Genomic DNA, 17,634 nt, shown 5'->3' on the forward strand with positions numbered 1-17,634 from the left:
ATATGTCAGTACACCGCATCGACGACCTGCTGGTCCGCAGCCCTGAAGCCGTCCGCGTCCCGCTGATCGGGCAGGCCCTGTGCGCCGGCTTCCCGTCGCCGGCCGACGACTTCCTGGAGGGCGCGCTCGAGCTGCCCCGCTGGCTCGTGCCGAACCCGCCCGCCACCTTCCTGTGGCGGATCAGTGGCTCGTCCATGGAGGGCGCCGGCATCTACGACCGCGACCTCGCCTGCGTCGATCGCAGCCTCAAGGCGGGCCACGGCAGCATCGTCGTTGCGGCGGTCGACGGCCAGATGAGCTGCAAGCGCCTCGTGATCGACGGCAACGTCGCCCGGCTCGCCTTCTGCAACCCGGACCTGCCCGCCTTCGCGGTCGACGAACTCGGCGAGGGCGTAATCTGGGGCGTGGTCCGCTTCTCGATCCGCTGGCACGTCGCCCGCGGGCAGCTCTCGTGAGCACGCCGGAAGCCCGCCGGCGCGACCGGATTGGCGGCGGCCGCGCCGTGGCGCTGATCGACGGCAACAGCTTCTATTGCTCCTGCGAGCGCGTGTTCGACCCGAAGCTCGCCGCGGTCCCGGTGATCGTGCTCTCGAACAACGACGGCTGCGCCATCGCCCGCACCAGCGAGGCCAAGGCACTCGGCATCAGGATGGGCGATCCGTACTTCAAGATCCGCGAGATGTGCCGGGCGCAGGGCGTGCGGGTGTTCTCGTCGAACTACACCCTCTACGGCGACATGTCGGGGCGGACCAACGCGGTCTACCGGCAGTTCAGCCCGCAGGTGGAGATCTACTCCATCGACGAGAGCTTCCTGAACCTCTCGGACGTGGCGCCGGCCTTGAGAGTCGAGCTCGCGCGGGACCTGCGCGCCACGGTCCGGACCTGGACCGGAATCCCGACCTGTGTCGGCATCGGCCCGACCAAGACGCTGGCCAAGCTCGCCAACCACATCGCCAAGACCGTGCCGGTGCTGGAGGGTGTGTGCGACCTGACCGACCCGACAGCCTACGCTCACTGGCTGTGCCGGGTCGACGTCGCCGAGGTCTGGGGCATCGGCCGGGCGTCGCTCGCCAAGCTCCAGGCGATGGGCGTGGAGAGCGTGGCGGATCTGCGCGACCTCGACCCGCGGCCGGTGCGCAAGGGCCTGACCGTGGTGGGCGAGCGGATCATCTACGAGCTGCGCGGCGCGGCCTGCCTGCCGCTGGAGATGGTGCCGGCGCGGCGGAAGGGGTGCGCGGTCACGCGCTCGTTCTCGAGCCGGATCACCGAGCGGGCGGTGCTGGAGGAGGCGGTGGCGGCGCACGCGACGCGGCTCGGCGAGAAGCTGCGGCGCGAGGGGCTGGGCACAGACCACGTCACGGTCTTCTACCACACGAGCGAACACGACCGGGACGAGCCGATGCGCTCGGTCTCGACCACCGTGCAACTGCCGGAGCACAGCTCGGACACGCTGGTGCTGATCAAGGCGGCGCGGCATGGGGTTGCGCGGACCTGGCGCGATCCGGGCGATCGGCCGTGGCGGTACTCGAAGGCCGGGATCGTCACGAACGACCTCTTGCCGCTGTTGCACAGCCCCCGAGCGCTGTTCGGTGCGCTGGACCGCGAGCGCACGGGCCCGCTAATGGCGGCGATGGACGCATGCAACGCGCGCTGGGGCCGCGGCGCGGTGGTGCCAGCGCGCGCGGGGCTGGTGAGCCGGCGCGACTGGAACACGAAGTTCGAGATGCGCACGCCGCGCTACACCACGCAGGTCGGCGAGCTACCGGTCGCCTACGCATGAACCGTCACAGAACTTGGGCGACCGCTATGGGTGGAAAGCTTCTGGTCTGCTCATCGATTGGCAGCCCGGTAAGCTGCCGTCGTCCCAGCCATGGTCGTGCTCGGAAGGGGCTCAGGCTTTCGCGACGACTGGAAGCCGGAAGGGCGCTCCGAGCCGATTGAATGCGTTCATCGCCGCGATGGCAATCGTGAGATCCACGAGATCCTTTGGCGTGAAAGCCGCGCTTGCGGCCGCATAGGCTTCGTCAGAAGCGTGCGTCTCGCTTACCAGCGTGACTTCCTCCGCCCAGGCAAGCGCGGCGCGGTATTGGTCGGAGAACAGCTGGGGCACCTCGGCCCAAACCGGGACCAGGGCGACCTTCCCAAACGGCATCGTCTTCAAGAGGTCACGGGTATGTAGGTCGATGCAATGCGCGCAGCCGTTGATCTGCGACACGCGCAAGAAGACGAGGTGGATCAATTCGTGGGGTAGGCCGGTGCCCGTGGTGATGTAGTGGTGAATGCCGAAGAGCGCCCTCGCGCCCTGCGGCGCCACCTCAGTCCAGACCAGCCGCTTGTTCTGACTCATGACGGATCCCAGTGCTCGGAACGCCGGCGATCGACGTTCGAAGCTACGACGAGCTGGCCCGCAGAGATGTGACATGCCACGCCACATTCCTACTCGACAGGCAGACACGTGGCTCGTTCAAGTGGCTCGTTCACGCTCGGACGTCCGCTTCGGAGCAGTCTCTCCGAGGCATCGCCGACCGACCTGGGTCGAAAAGAGGCCGTTTGCTCCAGGAAATTGTCGTGGCGAAACGAACATTCATGGGCGAGGGGTTCGACTTCCCTTCGCTCATGTCACATCTGCCGACACCGTCTCGTCTCTGTCGATGACGCGCGTTTCATGATCCTGACGTGCCAGGTGCGCGCGCGTCCCATGGAAGGGATGACGATGACTGCTGTAGTACCTGCCGATGCCAGACGAACCGGTCCGGGATACGTTGGCTCTTCGCGTGTGCGAGGAGAGGAGTTGGTGCCATCGCGCTACATGGTGCGGGTCGGTAAGATCGATGTGCTTGTTGTCAGCGATGGAGTGCTGCCGCTCCCGACCAAGATGTTGGGACACAACGTCGATACGGCCGAAAGGGCGGCGTGGCTCAACGACATGTTTCTGCCGTCGGACGCGTTCGACTGGTCGCTGAACGTGGTTGTCGTCCGCAGCGGCGGCCAGACCATCCTCATCGACGCCGGCTTGGGGCTGGACCCGAACCTGAACCTGCCGCGGGCCGGGCAACTGGTCAGGCGACTGGAGGCCGCTGGCATTGATCTCGCGGCTGTGACCGACGTGGTGCTCACTCACATGCACATGGACCATGTCGGCGGGCTCCTCGTTGACGGAGTGAAGGAGCGGCTGCGCTCGGATCTGCGGATCCACGTGGCGGCTGCCGAGGTCAAATTCTGGGAGGCGCCTGACTTCACGCAGGTCGACATGCCAGAGGGGTTTCCTGATGCGCTCAGAGCGGCCGCTAAGCGGTTCGCGCAAGAGTACCGCAATCAGCTGCGACTGTTCGACGAAGAGTACGACGTCGCGCCGGGGGTGATGGTCCAGCGCACCGGCGGTCACACTCCCGGGCACAGCGTGGTCCGCCTTTCATCCGGCGGCGATCGGCTTACATTCGCCGGCGACGCCGTGTTCGCGGTCGGATTCGAGCATCCCGACTGGCACAACGGCTTCGAACACGATCCCAAGGAGGCGGCTCGCGTTCGCGTTCGGCTTCTGCGGGAATTGGCGGCGACCGGCGAGCAGTTGATCGCCACGCACCTGCCGTTCCCGTCCGTCGGCCGGGTTGCGGCTGATGGCGACGCTTTTCGGTGGGTTCCCGTGTTCTGGGACTTCTGAGTGCATGGAGCCCGTGCTGGCCCGGTCGTCCGTTGAACACGGGAGTTCGCGCACGGGTGCCTCATCGACAATCGTTCATCCTCGGGATCGGGATCGGTCCTGAGGATGCGCCTCCGTCGGCTCGTGCACCGTCCCGGCAGGTTTGAACTGAAATGGCTCCTTCCCACGGCTGCCCCGGTCCCGAGCATCCCACAAGGTCAAGCCCTCGCTAGGCCCAAGTCGGGCGCATTGATCTTCCACGCCGATGTCACACTGCAAGGGGCGCTCCTCGTCATGACCGCGCCCGTCCCAAAGGGATTGGAGCTGAGATGGAGCGTCACATGAAGATCGTCGTCATCGGCGGCACTGGGCTGATCGGCTCGCAGGTCGTCACCAACCTGAGGAGCGCCGGCCACGAGGTGCTCGCGGCCTCGCCCAATACGGGGGTGAACGCTGTCACGGGCGAAGGACTCGCGGATGCGTTGCAGGGAGCCAGCGTCGTCGTCGACGTCGCCAACGCGCCGTCCTTTGCTGACGATGCGGCGATGGACTTTTTTGTCCGCGCCGGACGGAACCTCGCGACGGCAGAGAAGGCTGCGGGCGTCAGGCACCACGTGGCGCTCTCGGTGGTCGGGACCGAGCTCCTGCTCGACAGCGGTTACTTCCGCGCGAAGCTGGCCCAGGAGGAACTGATCGCCTCGGCGGGCGTGCCCTGGACGCTGGTCCGCGCCACGCAGTTCTTCGAGTTCGTCGGCACGATTGCGGGAGCGGCTATCATCGACGGCGTCGCCCGGGTGACCTCCGCCTCGATCCAGCCGATTGCATCGGCCGATGTAGCCGCGAAGGTCGCTGAGGCCGCGCTCGCACCACCTCGTAACGGCATGATCGAGATTGCCGGTCCTGAGCGGCTGCCGATGGCCGAGCTGGTGAAGCGCCACTTCGACGGCATCGGCGAAACGCGTGACGTCATCACGGACGACACCGCTCCCTATTTTGGAGTGCTCCTCGAAGATCGCTGGTTGACACCCACTGGTGACGCTTGGCTGTCAAAGCGGCGCTACAGCGACTGGCTGGCCGCGCAGCCGAAGCGCGTGGCCTGAGGTATGCTGCCGATGGATGCGGCCTACGTCTCGGCGCTTTCCGCGCTTGCGGGTTCCAGCATTGGCGCGATGGCCTCCTTCGCGACGACATGGCTGACGCAACACAGCCAGGAGCGAGCAACTCTGCTGGTGCAGGACCGCGCGCGACGGGAAGCCCTCTACGGCGAGTTCATTCGGGAGGCGTCGACCTTGTTCGGCGACGCCTTCCAGCATGACCTCAAAGATCCGGCCAAACTTGTGAACCTGTATGCCATCGTGAACAAGATCCGGCTCTTCGGCGGTTCGGAAACGCTCGAAGAGGCGGAGCGTGTCATGCAACGCATCGGCGAGACTTACTTCGCCCCGCATAAGAGTCTCTCGTCCTTTGCCGACATCCACCACGCCGGCGACCTCGATCCACTCTGTACCTTTTCCAAGGTATGCCGCAGGGAGCTCGCAAGCGCCCGGCGGTGAGACTCATTGAGGCATCAGCTCTCCCGCTGCCCCTCCGAACAGCCTTGCCATACGTTCGAGCTTGTCCGGGTTGCGGGTGAAGTAGATGCCGATGATCAGGCCGCCCTGGATATCGAGGGCCACGGTCTGGAGGGTTCCGCCCGGCTCCAGGCTGAAATAGCCCGGCAGGCCATCGATCCAGAGGTCCTGCAGCTTCTGGGCATGCTGGATCCACGACTTCCGCGCAGCTCCCTCAAACATACGCATGACCTTGTCGATGCCGATGATAGGCCGCGGGAATGCGTGTACCTTCCCGCCACCATCGGAGTGCACGATGACCGCTTCCGCGAGCATGCTGCGAAGCGCCGCGACGTCGCCTGTCGCTGACGCCTCGAAGAAGGCTTTAGCGATGCGTGTTCCCTCCTCCCTGTCGACGGGGAAGCGCGGACGTGCCGACTGCACGTGCCTCCTCGCTCTGGCTGCGAGCTGACGGACCGCTGGCGGCTCACGCTGAAGTGTCGCCGCGATTTCCCCAAGCGGAACCGCGAAAACGTCGTGCAGCAGGAACGCGGCCCGCTCCAGAGGAGAGAGCCGCTCCAAGGCGAGCATCAGTGTGAGTGTTATGTCATCGCCAGAGGCGTCGTCCGGAGCCATGGCGACGGGCTCGGGCAACCAAGTTCCGAAGTATGTCTCTCGCCGTGCGCGGGCGGACTTCATGACGTCCAGGCAGAGCCGCGTCACCGTGCGTGACAGGAATGCTCCGGCCGACGATACACCAGCATGATCGACGTACCGCCAGCGGAGCCAGGCGTCCTGCACGACATCCTCGGCCTCACCGAATGAACCGAGCATGCGGTATGCGAGCCGGACAAGCCGCGTCCGCTCCTGTTCGAAGATGAGGGTCGGATCATCAGTGGTCGGCATGGCGAAGCGACCAAACGCTGAGGGCGACCGCAAGAAGCGCAGGAAGTGTCACCGCAGGGAAGTCACGGGGCAGCACCTCCGGTCCGCAAATGCCCACTGCAACCTCCCAGAAATGGAATAGCGCGTGCCCTGAGAGCCAGATTGCAGCCATGCTCCAAAGCAGAGCACGCGAATCGGGCCTCGCCGCCCCGTAGAGAAATCCCGTACCGATCAGCACGAAGATCAGGCCGATATCGCGTAAGAAATGCTGATTGAATGGCCCTGTCGAGGTCACGCCTGGCACCGCGAAGTACCAATTTTCAGGCGAGGCCAGCATGAAGATGCCGTTGCCGGTTAATCCTACGCCGAGCAGGCCAGCCAAAACCGGAATGAAATGGCTCATCGCACTCTCTCCTCGTGATCGGTCCACGAGGGTGACGACGCACGAACGCGGGATGTGACATCGGTTGAAAAGAATCTCGAGGCTGTCGTCAAAGCCTCGGCCTTGCACAGCCCATCGCGCCAAACTCGCGCCGACTGCCGCTAACCGCTCGAACGTCCGATTTCAGCCCCACAGCGAGAAACCGCCCTCACCCCGAGCCGAAGTTGGCGGACCACTGACGAGCGACCGCTTTGGAGAAGCGCCGACGGCGATGCGAGCGGCTAGATTGGGTCGTTTGCTGCTCCGGGTATCGTGTCGCGTTCGCCCACCGTCTGACATGGGTCGTTTGCTGCCCGAGGCCAGCGCATCTCATTGCGACGCTCGCCACCGTGCCCAGGTCTGACGCGTCTTGCTGACGGCGAGACCGTTCGCCTCGAGCGGCGGCCAGGGTTCGTTTGGAGGTCGGGGTGCCGCCGGGTGGTTTGACAATCCGACACCTAAGCCATTGATGCTAGCGGAGCGGTTTGCCGCCGATTTGATAGCTAAATGCTTGGTTCAAAGCGAAAAAGCGGGGCATCATAATCCTTGTGTCGGGGGTTCAAATCCCTCCCTCGCTACCAACAGTTTCAGTAATCTTCGTATATAAATTCAAGTCTCCTCTGAGCGTGCCGGCCTATGTGTCGGATCTGGGCCGCAGCTGGAACGCTGATCCTGAGGATCGCAAATCCTTCCGCGAGCGGCCGGTCTCCAGGACGATCAGTTCTTCGCTCGAGCGCTTCGGTCGCACGCGAAGCCTCTCACTTTTCAATCCCGTCTCGCTTGCCGCGAAGCAACGGACGTCTGGACTTGCTTCAGGATCTTGTACGGCTTGCTTTCGAGGACGGAGATCGGCGCGTCGAGCGCTACCGACCTTTCGATCTCGGCCGGCCCGACAGCTGATCGGGTCGCGACCCTTCAAGGCAGGCGAAGGTTGATGCCGGCGAACACCGTCCCGTCTTGAAAGTTCATGACGGTGTCCGTCCATCGCATGACGCGGCGGCCACGATTGCCGGGCGGACCGCGGCTGCCGGTCCAGACCGGCGGGCGACCGTGATCTCTCCAAACGGAACCGGCCGGGACTGGATGGCTTGGCCTCCTGATGCACGACTTCGAAGAGACGCCGGCCATTCGGGAGACGGTGAAATCGATCGGCCCGGACGTCGGCGCGATGTCGCGCGCGCAACTTGAGGCGGAGGTGCTGCGCCTGCGCTCGAGGCTGCCGGAGGCAGGGGGCGAGACCGTCGGCCGGGAGGTGCGTCCGGTGCATCGGACCGCCGGGCAGGACGCGCCAGCGAGCGAATGGCGCCACCGGGTCGTCTTCGACAACGTCAGGGACTTCGCCATCGTCGTCACCGACCGCGACGGCTCGGTCATCGACTGGAACGCCGGCGCCGAGCGGATCTTCGGTTGGACGGCGGAGGAGATGCGCGGGCAGCCCGCCGACCGGATCTTCACGCCCGAGGACCGTGCGGAGGGGCGCCCTGAGGCCGAGACGCGGCTCGCGACGAGCGAGGCGCGCGCCTCCGTCGAGCGCTGGCACCTCCGCAAGGACGGCAGTCGCGTCAGGACGTCGGGCGAGATGATGCCGCTGCTCGACGAAGCCGGTGCGCATCGCGGGTTCACCAAGATTGTCCGCGACCGCACGGCCGAGCACGAGGCCGCAAGGGCGCTGAGGGAGCGCGAGGCCCACCTCCGGCATACCGTCGAACTGAATCCCCAGGTGCCGTGGACCTGCGACCCGGCGGGCAACATCACCTCGTACTCGAACCGCTGGCTGGAACTGACGGGCCAGGCACCCGGCGAACCCGACGGCGCGGGCTGGATGAAGGCCCTGCATCCGGAGGACGTCCCCCACACGGTCGCGGTGTTCTCGGCCTGTCTCGCCTCGGGCGAGCCGGTCGACGTGGACTATCGCATCAACATCGCGGCGACCGGCACGTACCGCTGGATGCGGGCGCGCGCGCGTCCCCGCCGCGACGGAGCCGGCGCCATCGTGGCCTGGTACGGCGTGGTCGAGGACATCCACGACCGCCGCTTGGCCGAGGCGGCGCTGCAGGAGAGCGAGGCCCGTTACCGGACGCTGTTCGAGACGGTCGAGGTCGGGTTCTGCATCCTCATGATGCGGTTCGACGCGGACGGACGGGCGGTCGATTACCTGATCGAGGAGGCCAATCCGGCCTTCGCCCGGCAGACGGGCGCCGACGTCGCCGGCCGCTGGGTCAGCACGTTCGCGCCCGACCTCGAACGGCACTGGTTCGACAGCTACGGCCGCGTCGCCCTGACCGGGGAACCCGCCCATTTCGAGAACTACGCCGCCGTGTTCGGGCGCTGGTTCGACGTGCGTGCGCACCGGGTCGGGGACCCGCGCGACCACCGCGTCGCGGTCTTCTTCAGCGACATCACCGCGCGCAGGAGCGCCGAGTTGCTGGCGGAGGCCAGCGCGCGCGAGCTCCGGCTCATCACCGACGCGCTGCCGGTGCTGATCGCGTTCATCGACGCCGGCCACATCTACCGCTTCGCCAACGAGGCCTACAAGGACTGGTTCTCCGCCCCGCCCGGCGATGTCGTCGGACGCGATGTCCGCGCGCTGCTCGGCCCGGCCGCCTACGCCGTGCGGCGACCCTTCATCGATCGGGCGCTCGGGGGTGAGGCCGTCACCTTCGAGACGGACTGGCCGCACCGCGACGGGCGCCACCGCGTCGCCGAGATCCGCTACCTGCCGCGACGGACCTCCGGCGGCCGCGTCGACGGTTTCCACGTCTTCGTGCAGGACGTGACCGTCCGGGTGCAGACGGAGGCCGACCTCGCCCGCCAGGTCGCCGCCCGAACCGCCGAGCGCGACCAGATCTGGCAGGCCTCGTCCGACCTGCTGTGCGTGGCCAACCTCGACGGCTACTTCGTCGGCCTCAACCCGGCCTGGTCGCGAACCCTCGGGTGGACCGACGCCGAGATGAAGGCGCGGCCGTTCCTCGATTTCGTCCACCCCGACGACGTCGCGTCGACCGCGGCGGCGGCGGGGGGACTGTCGCGCGGGGAGGCCCAGCTCACGTTCGAGAACCGCTACCGCCGCAAGGACGGCAGCTATGTCTGGCTGTCCTGGAACGCGGTTCCCCGCGACGGGCTGATCTACTCGTCCGTGCGCGACGTGACAGAGATCAAGCAGCAGGCCGAGGCCCTGGCCAAGACGGAAGAGGCTCTGCGGCAGTCGCAGAAGATGGAGGCGGTCGGCCAACTGACCGGCGGCCTCGCGCACGATTTCAACAACCTGCTCGCGGGCATCTCCGGCTCCCTAGAACTGATGCAGACGCGGATGAGCCAGGGACGGTTGGGCGACCTCGACCGCTACATGAGCGTCGCCCAGGGCGCGGCCAAGCGGGCCGCCGCCCTGACGCATCGCCTGCTGGCCTTCTCCCGCCGCCAGACCCTCGACCCCAAGCCCACCAACGTGAACCGCCTCGTCCACGACATGGAGGAGTTGGTCCGGCGCACCGTCGGTCCGGCCGTCCACTTGGAGGTCGTCGGTCTCGCGGGGCTGTGGCCGGCGCTGATCGACCCGGGCCAGCTGGAGAACGCGCTGCTCAACCTGTGCATCAACGCCCGCGACGCGATGCCGGACGGTGGTCGCATCACCATCGAGACCGCCAACAGGTGGATCGACGAGGTCGGCGGCCGCCAGCACGACCTCGCGCCCGGCCAGTACCTCGGCGTCTGCGTGACCGACACCGGCACCGGCATGGCGCCGGACCTGATCGGAAAGGTGTTCGAGCCGTTCTTCACCACCAAACCCACCGGCGAGGGCACGGGCCTCGGCCTGTCCATGGTCTACGGCTTCGCCAAGCAGTCCGGCGGGCAGGTGCGGATCTACTCCGAGGTCGGCGCTGGGACGACGGTCTGCCTCTACCTGCCGCGGCACTACGGCGAGGCCGACGAGGACGCGGTCGCGCGCAGGCTTTCCGAGGTCGAGCAAGCGGGCCAGGGCGAGACGGTGCTGATCGTCGACGACGAGCCCTCGGTGCGCATGCTGGTCACCGAGGTGCTGGAGGACCTGGGCTACACCGCCATCGAGGCCGCCGACAGCGTCGCCGGCCTGAAGGTGCTGCAGTCGGACGTGCGCATCGATCTGCTGGTGACGGATGTCGGCCTGCCGGGGGGCATGAACGGGCGACAGATGGCGGACGCCGGCCGCGAGCGGCGACCGGACCTGAAGGTGCTGTTCATCACCGGGTACGCGGAGAACGCCGTGCTCGGGAACGGCTACCTTCGGCCCGGGATGCAGGTCTTGACCAAGCCGTTCGTGCTGGAGACCCTCGCCTCCCGCATCAAGGACCTCATCGCCGAGACTTGAACCCCCTCGTCCGAAAGGGCCGCGCCCCCAGAGGGCAGCCGACTGCTCGTGCAACGGGAGCGGGCGAGCCCTGGGGTACCGCCAGCGAGGTGACCGCCTCGTGGATCGGTCGCCTCGTCCGTGATCCGGCTTCCCGGGCCGGTCGCGCACATGATCGCGGGGCAGGCCGCGGGACGACCGCGTCGTGCCGCCGGATCCGCATTCGCGAGACCGATGACGGAGCGACGCCGAAGGTGTTGATGCCCGGTTCTCGTCGTCGGGCCCTATCCCGGGGCTTGCACGGCCGGGTGATATTGCGGGCTCTCACGCCGGTCGCACATCCCGTAGTCGCGAATGATCCGAACAGCTCGGAGGCGGGTGCCCGCGACCGATGAGACGGCGTTCGCCGCGCCGGCATCTCTCCACGACAGCAGCACCAGCACCTTTCCCGGATTGGTGAAGGAATCGAACGCGTCCCAACTCACCAGCCCCTCGGTCCGCTGGTCGAGACCGAGCATGGCCATGAGGTCGACATCGAAGGGCGTGGGCCGGTCCGCCGACATCGCCTCCGACAGTGTACAGGCCTTGGCGTGGCCGACTTCCGTCTCATCGAGGCGTTGCTCGCGGACCCGATGTCCCGCCGGCGGGTGGGTGTCAGCCGTCACCTCGCCGACGCGGAGATGGTAGTCCGCGAACACCTCGGACCGGCCTTTCCCCTGGATCAGGTGATGACCGGCATGGGTGCGCCAGCGGATCACCGACTTCTCGTCCCGCCACGTCGAGTGCGAAAGGACCCAGCCCGGCCGCGTCCGGCTCGTGAAGCGCTCGTTGTCGATGAAGCCGTCGATGCCCTCTAGCTCAGGCTTCAGCACGCGCGCGTGTTCCAGATAGGCGTCCTTACGACCGTCGCCGGGTCGGACTTCGAAGATGACGGAGAACATGGGCTCCTCCCTGGGTGTCGATACGGTTCAAGCCGGGACCGGCTCACTCAGACATGCGGCGGAGGCTCGCCAGAGGGCCCTACGCCCGGCCTCGAGATGCATCAGATGCGTGCCGCCCCCGAGCTTGATGTCACGCCGGTCCGGGGAGCCGGAGAAGGCATCGAGCATCCACGCGGCGTCGGTCGTCAGACCGTCCCGCTCACCCCGGAACTGGGGAGACAGCCGGCGAAGGAACAGTGTGGGCCCGGATCGCGGATCTTCGATCCGATGATGCTCCTCCCTGTCGTCAATCTCATCGGGCGTCATAGGCGTCACCCATTGCCGTGGCTGGCGAACCGTGGGCACAGGCGTGGCGCGGTTCTCCAGCGTCACGCTCCCACTCTGATCCGAAGATCCCGGCCGAGTCAGCCGTAAACGCTTCGGTCCAAACCGAAGCGTCGTCGGATGCGGCGGGCGTCGAGCGCGTGTAGGTTCAGCTCATGACGCAGGATCCTGCACTCTCCGAGATCGGCGCGCTCGTCGGAGATCCCAGCCGCGCCAATATCCTGTCGACCTTGATCGACGGGCGAGCGCTGACCGCGACCGAACTGGCCTGGACGGCCGGCGTCGCGCCAGCCACCGCGAGCGAGCACCTGACGAAGCTCGTGGCCGGCGGCCTGCTCACGGTGTCGCGCCAAGGTCGGCACCGATACTTCCGCCTCGCCTCCGTCGAGGTCGCCCGCATGCTCGAGGCCATGATGGTGATCGCGAACCGGGGCGAGCCGGAGGAAGCGTCGCGCCGAGCGACGCCGCGGATCGATCCAGCCTTGCGCGAGGCCCGCACCTGCTACGATCACCTCGCCGGACGGCTCGGCGTCGGGATCGCCGATGCGCTGGTCGCACGGGGACTGATCGTCCTGGGCGAGGAGGCGGGTGAAGTGACCGCATCCGGCAGTGCGTGGCTGGCCGCGTTCGGTGCCGAAGTCGAACCGGCCGGACGAACCCGCCGCCTGCTCTGCCGCCCCTGCCTGGACTGGAGCGAGCGGAGACCGCACCTCGCCGGCCGTCTCGGAGCCGCCCTGTGCCGCCGCTGCGAGGATCTCGGGTGGATCGAGCGTCAGCGCGACGGGCGCGCCATCCGCGTGACCGAGAGGGGAAGACTCGGCTTCGAGAGCGAGTTCGGCTTCGTCGAGTGACGGTCGGTCGTGATCCGGTCTGCACCCTCCAAAGCGATCAGAACGCCTTCCCCGGCAGGCGAAACAGTCTGGCGAACCGCTGCACGACGTCCCGGTCCCCCTCCAGCGACACCTGCCCCGACGCCTCCGCGTCGGCGAGCGGCAGGCCGCCGTAGACGATGGCCGCAACGACCGGCGGTGCGGCGCCGACGACGGCGTCCGCCCCGAGCGCGTCGGCGCGGGCGGCGTGAAGTTCGCCCTCGCTCACCGTGACGCGGAAGGCGTCCTCGTCGAACCGGAAGCCGATCGTCGCCTCGAAGCCGGAGGCCTGTGCGGGGTCGAACATCGTGCGAAACGACAGCATGAGCGAGGCCGCCGAGAGCGGCAGAGCGGGGTCGTGGGAGGGCGAACGGGCCGCCCAGCGCCCGAGGACCGAGAAGATCGGCTCGGCCTCGTAGCCCCATGGGGTCAACTCATAGACCGGCGTCGAGGCCGGCGGTGGCAGAGTCCGCTGTGCGACGATGCCCGCCTGCTGCAGACCCTGCAGCCGCTCGGTCAGCACCTTCGCGCTGATGCCGCTGAGCGCCCCTCGGATCGCCCCGAACCGGCGCGGTCCGAACAACAACTCGCGGACGATCAGGAGCGCCCAGCGCTCGCCGAGAAGCTCCAGGCCGTGGGCGGCGCCGCAAGCGTCGTCGTACCAGCGCGGTCTCGCAGTCGCAATTTTAGTATCTTTTTGTAACTTCATAGTTTACTTAGGTAACTGATACGGTCAAGCTCGGCAAGCCGTTGAGGAGGTCGCCATGCCCAAGATGATCTTCGTGAACCTGCCCGTCGCCGACGTGGAGCACGCGGCCGGCTTCTATGTCGCCCTGGGCGCCCAGCGCGACCCGCGGTTCTCGCAGGCCGGGACGGTCGCCGCGATGGTCTTCTCGGACACCATCGTGGTCATGCTCCTCAGCCACGCCCAATTCGCGAACTTCGCGCCGCGCGCCATCGCCGATGCCCGCGCCGCCAACGAGGTGCTGGTCTGCCTGTCGGAGGAGAGCCGGGCCGCGGTCGATGCGAGCGTGGAGCGCGCCGTCGCCGCCGGCGGTCGCGCCGACCTGCGGCCGCCGCAGGAGATGGGCACGTTCATGTACGGCCGGAACATCGAGGATCCGGATGGCCACGTCGTCGAGCTGATGTGGATGGACCCCGAGGCCATGACCCGAGGGCACTCTCCGGCCTGAAGCCTTTCCGCGCGCACCCCGACTCGAGGAGGCAACCCATGACTTACGTGAGCGGGTTCGTCACGCCGGTTCCCGACGCGAACCGGGAGGCCTATGTCGCGTCGGCCAGGGCGGCCTGGGCGCTGTTCCGGGAGTACGGCGCGCTCCACCAGATGGAGGCCTGGGGCGACAATGTTCCGGAGGGCGAGCGGACCGATTTCCGCCGGTCAGTCGCCCTTCGCGACGGCGAGAGCGTCGTCCTCGGGTGGATCCTCTGGCCCGACCGGGAGACGGCAGACCGGTGCGAGGCCGCGATGCGGACCGATCCGCGCTTCCGCGATCTGACGATGCCGTTCGACGGGGCGCGGATGATCTTCGGAGGTTTCGCCGCGGTCTTCGAAGCGTCGCGCGGGGCGGCGTAGAGGAGACCAGGATCCTGATCCTCGACGGCGTGGCCCCGACGCTCCGGTGCAACCCTGAGGCGACCTAGCCTTTTCGATGTTCGGCCTGATCGGCGGTGCCGGCAATGTCGACCGCTGCCCCCGATCCCGCGGGATGTTCCGCCACGAAGCGCTCGAAGGTCGCGCGATCCTTGGCGCGCTTCAGCGCGTCGACGAAACCCTCGAAGTCCCGGAGACGCGTTTCGAGCGCGCGGCGCTCCCCCTCAATGCGACCGATCTCGCCGTCGCGCCAGGCGTCGAAGGCGGTGTTGCCGCTGGTCCGGGGCGACGTGAACCGGCGCCGCTCACGGAACCCGGTGCCGGGCCCGAGCGACCGGCGCAGGCGTTCGAGGCCCGGCAGGCCGGACAGCCCGAGATCGCGCCGCACGAGCGCCTGCCGCGCGACGAGGACGAGGGCGGCGAAGCTGCCGACAGAGAGGGCATCGTGGATCCAGGGCATGATGGGCATGGGACAGCTCCTTGCGCGTACCGGCGCCGTTGAGGACGGACGGAGCATGCCGACATGCCGCTGCTGCGGGCTGAACCGGTCGGTTAAGGCCGGGTTAAGTCTTCAGGGCTGTTGACGGACATCCCGTCCGCGACGCCGCGCGATCACGGGGCGGCATGCCGTGGGCCCGGGGGGTCAGCCCAGGACGACTCTGAGCTTGTTGGCGAGTTCGTCCCGTTGATAGGGCTTGCTCAGGAGAGGCAGGTCGGCCGGCACCGCGTGTTCGTCGAGCGCCGTGCCCGTGTAACCGGACGTCAGGAGCACCCGCAGGCCGGGACGCAGGCGCCGGGCCTCGACCGAGAGCTGCACGCCGTTCATGCCACCGGGCATGACGACGTCCGAGAACAGGATGTCGATGCGCTCGGGGCCGCCCAGCCGCTCCAGGGCCTCCGACGCCCGGGTCGCGGTCAGGGTCCGGTAACCGAGCTCGCCCAGGCTCTCGACCGCCATCTCCAGCACCGCCGGCTCGTCCTCGACCACGAGCACCACCTCGCCGGAGGCCGCCCGCCGCAGCGGGAGGGTGTTGTCCGGCCGGGCCTCGACAGCCCTCTCGGCCGAGCGCGGCAGGTAGAGCTCGATGGAGGTGCCGGCGCCGGGCTCGCTCTTGATCTGCGCGTGCCCTCCGGCCTGCCGCACGAACCCGTAGACTTGGCTGAGGCCGAGGCCCGTTCCCTTGCCGACATCCTTGGTCGTGAAGAAAGGCTCGAAGGCGCGGCTGCGCGTGGCGGCGTCCATGCCCTGGCCCGTGTCGGTGACCGAGACGAGCACGTAGGCGCCCGGCCGCAGGTCGGGCCGGTCGGGAATCTCCGCGGCATCGAGGTGCCCGTTGCAGGTCTTGACCGTCAGGACGCCGCCGTCCGGCATCGCGTCCCGGGCGTTGACCGCGAGGTTCAGCACCGCACTCTCGAACTGTCCCGGATCGAGCCGGACCGGATCGAGGACCGCGTCGAGGTCGAACCGGATCTCGACGGTCTCGCCGACGGCCCGCTTCAGCAGGGCCTGGAAGTCCTTGAGCAGCCGGTTGGGGTTGACGGTCTCTGGCCGGAGCACCTGGCGCCGGGAGAACGACAACAGCTTCTCGGTGACCTCGGCCCCGCGCCGCGCCGCCGTCATCGCCGACGTGGCCAGCCTCTCGACGCGCTGCGGGTTGTCGGGCTTGCGCACGATCATGTCGAGGTTGCCGACGATGATGGTCAGCAGGTTGTTGAAGTCGTGCGCCACGCCGCCGGTCAACTGGCCGATGGCCTCCATCTTCTGAGCCTGGTTCAGGCGTTCCTCGGCCTCGCGCTGGCGCGTCGTGTCCATCACGACGCCCGCCATGGACCGGGGCTGGCCGCTCCCGTCGCGGTAGACCTTGCCCCGCATCGTGACCGAGCGGGCGGCCCCGTCCTCGGCCCTCCGGATGTGGCAGTCGATGTAGAGGCGGCCCGTCCCGATGGCGGCATCGAACGCTGCCCGCACGGCGTCTCGGTCCTCGGGGACGACGTGATCGACGAAGGTCCCGACGTCCCATGCCGCGACCGGAGCGCTGTGGCCGAAGATCGCGTCGTGCCTCGGCGACCGGCGCGCCGTGTTGCCACGGAGGTCGAGCTCCCAGTCGCCCATCTCGGCCGCTTCCAGCGCCAAGGCGAGGTTGTCGCGGGCACGCTGCAGCTCCGCCCGCCGGGCCTCCCGGTCCTCGGCGGCGGCCGCGGCCTGCGCGTACAGGAAGTCGACCTCGCGCAGGTAGACGCCGAGCAGGATGAAGCCGGCCACCAGGGCTTCCATCCGGCCCGCGAACCAGCCGACCGTGCCGCGGGCGGCGCCCGGAAGCGTGACCATGTTGTCGAAGACGAGCAGCAGAAGCGACACGGCCAGCCAGAGCTGCAGCACGGTCCGCAGGCGGGTCTTCCACCACAGCACGGCCAGCGCGATGACGGTCAGGGCGACCACGCCCGGCCCGATGCCCGAGGTGGTGAGCAGCCAGTAATCGTCGCCCTCGACGCATTTCGGCAGGAGGTGGACGTAGCGGACGGCCACCACGCCGGTGAGCGCGGCGGCCGCGACGGTCCCGGCGACGGTGGCCCAGCCGATCCGTCCGGCCTGTCCGCGCGGGGCCTGCGGCGGACGCTCGTCGCCCTCCAGGAGCGCGTAGGGCAGCGCGAAGAGCGGCGGCCCGAGATGCCAGAAGGTCCAGAGCCACGTCGTGGTGTCCGGCCCGTCGCCGAGGAGCCGACCCTGCGCGAGGACGTTCGGGAACGACAGCATCTGCAGGAAGACGACGAGCGTCACGTAGAGGCTGCCGGCCCCGAGCACGAGCAGCGGCGCCGAGCCGATGCGGCGGTACTGCGTGAGGAACAGGTACGTGGTCAGGCCGTAGACTACGATCAGCGCCGATTGGTAGACGGGCACGAAGCCCGGCATCGGCGGCATCGGGCGGCTGGCGAACGGCAGCAGCGCGAGGGTGACGGCCCCGAACAGGAGGCTGACGGCGACCGCGAGCCGACGCTGCGTCCGGCCGGCCCGGGCTGTCGCCAGGGTCGCCAGGGTCGGCGCCGTCGAGGACTCGCTCATCGTGTGC

The 17,634-nt window shown here is 68.0% G+C and carries 17 protein-coding genes; 9 read left to right on the top strand and 8 right to left on the bottom strand.

Annotated features, from left to right (window positions below; all coding sequences use genetic code 11):
- Positions 1-2: 2 nt before the first annotated feature.
- Positions 3-455 carry a LexA family protein gene (umuD, locus tag BLW78_RS08685; protein WP_091678584.1) on the top strand — a complete coding sequence of 151 codons (453 nt, stop codon included), beginning with the start codon at positions 3-5 and terminating at the stop codon, positions 453-455.
- Positions 452-1,780, top strand: a complete 1,329-nt coding sequence (locus BLW78_RS08690) for a Y-family DNA polymerase (protein ID WP_091678587.1) — start codon at positions 452-454, stop codon at positions 1,778-1,780. Before umuD ends, BLW78_RS08690 begins: the two co-directional genes overlap by 4 nt.
- Before the next feature lie 111 nt (positions 1,781-1,891).
- On the opposite strand, the gene BLW78_RS08695 is transcribed toward BLW78_RS08690, so the two are convergent.
- Positions 1,892-2,347, bottom strand: a complete 456-nt coding sequence (locus BLW78_RS08695) for a carboxymuconolactone decarboxylase family protein (RefSeq protein WP_091678589.1) — start codon at positions 2,345-2,347, stop codon at positions 1,892-1,894.
- A gap of 462 nt (positions 2,348-2,809) precedes the next feature.
- On the opposite strand from BLW78_RS08695, the gene BLW78_RS08700 reads away from it, so the two are divergent.
- From BLW78_RS08700 to BLW78_RS08710, 3 genes are all read left to right on the top strand, one after another.
- Entirely contained in the window at positions 2,810-3,661 is an 852-nt protein-coding gene (locus BLW78_RS08700; RefSeq protein WP_244526874.1) for an MBL fold metallo-hydrolase, read from the top strand.
- A 320-nt stretch (positions 3,662-3,981) separates the two neighbouring features.
- Positions 3,982-4,740 carry an SDR family oxidoreductase gene (locus BLW78_RS08705; protein ID WP_170855128.1) on the top strand — a complete coding sequence of 253 codons (759 nt, stop codon included), beginning with the start codon at positions 3,982-3,984 and terminating at the stop codon, positions 4,738-4,740.
- 12 nt (positions 4,741-4,752) lie between these two features.
- On the top strand, positions 4,753-5,193 hold the full coding sequence (locus BLW78_RS08710) for a hypothetical protein (protein WP_091678895.1): 441 nt from the start codon (positions 4,753-4,755) through the stop codon (positions 5,191-5,193).
- Between the two features lie 3 nt (positions 5,194-5,196).
- Here the strand turns inward: BLW78_RS08710 and BLW78_RS08715 are convergent, their stop codons facing one another.
- Together BLW78_RS08715 and BLW78_RS08720 are read right to left on the bottom strand one after the other, a co-directional pair.
- Positions 5,197-6,096 (bottom strand): sigma-70 family RNA polymerase sigma factor, encoded by a 900-nt coding sequence (locus BLW78_RS08715; RefSeq protein ID WP_091678597.1) that lies wholly within the window; start codon positions 6,094-6,096, stop codon positions 5,197-5,199.
- On the bottom strand, positions 6,083-6,478 hold the full coding sequence (locus tag BLW78_RS08720; protein ID WP_091678599.1) for a hypothetical protein: 396 nt from the start codon (positions 6,476-6,478) through the stop codon (positions 6,083-6,085). Before BLW78_RS08720 ends, BLW78_RS08715 begins: the two co-directional genes overlap by 14 nt.
- Before the next feature lie 1,117 nt (positions 6,479-7,595).
- Between BLW78_RS08720 and BLW78_RS08725 the strand changes: the two genes are divergently transcribed.
- Entirely contained in the window at positions 7,596-10,841 is a 3,246-nt protein-coding gene (locus BLW78_RS08725) for a PAS domain S-box protein (protein WP_091678601.1), read from the top strand.
- A gap of 263 nt (positions 10,842-11,104) precedes the next feature.
- Here BLW78_RS08725 and BLW78_RS08730 read toward each other — a convergent pair whose 3' ends face one another.
- Together BLW78_RS08730 and BLW78_RS08735 are read right to left on the bottom strand one after the other, a co-directional pair.
- Positions 11,105-11,761, bottom strand: a complete 657-nt coding sequence (locus BLW78_RS08730) for an antibiotic biosynthesis monooxygenase family protein (RefSeq protein WP_091678604.1) — start codon at positions 11,759-11,761, stop codon at positions 11,105-11,107.
- A 27-nt stretch (positions 11,762-11,788) separates the two neighbouring features.
- Complete coding sequence (locus tag BLW78_RS08735; RefSeq protein WP_091678607.1) at positions 11,789-12,133, bottom strand: hypothetical protein; 345 nt, start codon at positions 12,131-12,133, stop codon at positions 11,789-11,791.
- Between the two features lie 107 nt (positions 12,134-12,240).
- On the opposite strand from BLW78_RS08735, the gene BLW78_RS08740 reads away from it, so the two are divergent.
- Positions 12,241-12,936, top strand: a complete 696-nt coding sequence (locus BLW78_RS08740) for an ArsR/SmtB family transcription factor (RefSeq protein ID WP_091678609.1) — start codon at positions 12,241-12,243, stop codon at positions 12,934-12,936.
- A 37-nt stretch (positions 12,937-12,973) separates the two neighbouring features.
- Here BLW78_RS08740 and BLW78_RS08745 read toward each other — a convergent pair whose 3' ends face one another.
- Positions 12,974-13,663, bottom strand: a complete 690-nt coding sequence (locus BLW78_RS08745; protein ID WP_091678612.1) for a winged helix-turn-helix transcriptional regulator — start codon at positions 13,661-13,663, stop codon at positions 12,974-12,976.
- 55 nt (positions 13,664-13,718) lie between these two features.
- Here BLW78_RS08745 and BLW78_RS08750 point away from each other — a divergent pair, with 55 nt between their 5' ends.
- A complete protein-coding gene (locus BLW78_RS08750) occupies positions 13,719-14,147 on the top strand; it encodes a VOC family protein (protein ID WP_091678615.1) in 429 nt (142 codons plus the stop codon).
- A 38-nt stretch (positions 14,148-14,185) separates the two neighbouring features.
- Positions 14,186-14,548 carry a DUF1428 domain-containing protein gene (locus BLW78_RS08755; protein WP_020091748.1) on the top strand — a complete coding sequence of 121 codons (363 nt, stop codon included), beginning with the start codon at positions 14,186-14,188 and terminating at the stop codon, positions 14,546-14,548.
- Between the two features lie 64 nt (positions 14,549-14,612).
- Here BLW78_RS08755 and BLW78_RS08760 read toward each other — a convergent pair whose 3' ends face one another.
- Together BLW78_RS08760 and BLW78_RS08765 are read right to left on the bottom strand one after the other, a co-directional pair.
- Positions 14,613-15,035 carry a DUF2852 domain-containing protein gene (locus tag BLW78_RS08760; protein ID WP_091678618.1) on the bottom strand — a complete coding sequence of 141 codons (423 nt, stop codon included), beginning with the start codon at positions 15,033-15,035 and terminating at the stop codon, positions 14,613-14,615.
- Positions 15,036-15,209: 174 nt separating this feature from the next.
- Positions 15,210-17,627: an MASE4 domain-containing protein gene (locus BLW78_RS08765; RefSeq protein ID WP_091678621.1), complete on the bottom strand. Its 2,418-nt coding sequence runs from the start codon at positions 17,625-17,627 to the stop codon at positions 15,210-15,212.
- Positions 17,628-17,634: the final 7 nt, after the last annotated feature.

It is taken from the genome of Methylobacterium sp. 275MFSha3.1 (assembly GCF_900108435.1).
Lineage (GTDB): Bacteria > Pseudomonadota > Alphaproteobacteria > Rhizobiales > Beijerinckiaceae > Methylobacterium.

Coding starts and splice junctions, on each gene's coding strand:
- umuD (WP_091678584.1), top strand. CDS start 3: ATGTCAGTACACCGCATCGACGACCTGCTGGTCCGCAGCCCTGAAGCC.
- BLW78_RS08695 (WP_091678589.1), bottom strand. CDS start 2,347: ATGAGTCAGAACAAGCGGCTGGTCTGGACTGAGGTGGCGCCGCAGGGC.
- BLW78_RS08700 (WP_244526874.1), top strand. CDS start 2,810: ATGGTGCGGGTCGGTAAGATCGATGTGCTTGTTGTCAGCGATGGAGTG.
- BLW78_RS08705 (WP_170855128.1), top strand. CDS start 3,982: ATGAAGATCGTCGTCATCGGCGGCACTGGGCTGATCGGCTCGCAGGTC.
- BLW78_RS08710 (WP_091678895.1), top strand. CDS start 4,753: ATGGATGCGGCCTACGTCTCGGCGCTTTCCGCGCTTGCGGGTTCCAGC.
- BLW78_RS08715 (WP_091678597.1), bottom strand. CDS start 6,096: ATGCCGACCACTGATGATCCGACCCTCATCTTCGAACAGGAGCGGACG.
- BLW78_RS08720 (WP_091678599.1), bottom strand. CDS start 6,478: ATGAGCCATTTCATTCCGGTTTTGGCTGGCCTGCTCGGCGTAGGATTA.
- BLW78_RS08725 (WP_091678601.1), top strand. CDS start 7,596: ATGCACGACTTCGAAGAGACGCCGGCCATTCGGGAGACGGTGAAATCG.
- BLW78_RS08730 (WP_091678604.1), bottom strand. CDS start 11,761: ATGTTCTCCGTCATCTTCGAAGTCCGACCCGGCGACGGTCGTAAGGAC.
- BLW78_RS08740 (WP_091678609.1), top strand. CDS start 12,241: ATGACGCAGGATCCTGCACTCTCCGAGATCGGCGCGCTCGTCGGAGAT.
- BLW78_RS08745 (WP_091678612.1), bottom strand. CDS start 13,663: ATGAAGTTACAAAAAGATACTAAAATTGCGACTGCGAGACCGCGCTGG.
- BLW78_RS08750 (WP_091678615.1), top strand. CDS start 13,719: ATGCCCAAGATGATCTTCGTGAACCTGCCCGTCGCCGACGTGGAGCAC.
- BLW78_RS08755 (WP_020091748.1), top strand. CDS start 14,186: ATGACTTACGTGAGCGGGTTCGTCACGCCGGTTCCCGACGCGAACCGG.
- BLW78_RS08760 (WP_091678618.1), bottom strand. CDS start 15,035: ATGCCCATCATGCCCTGGATCCACGATGCCCTCTCTGTCGGCAGCTTC.
- BLW78_RS08765 (WP_091678621.1), bottom strand. CDS start 17,627: ATGAGCGAGTCCTCGACGGCGCCGACCCTGGCGACCCTGGCGACAGCC.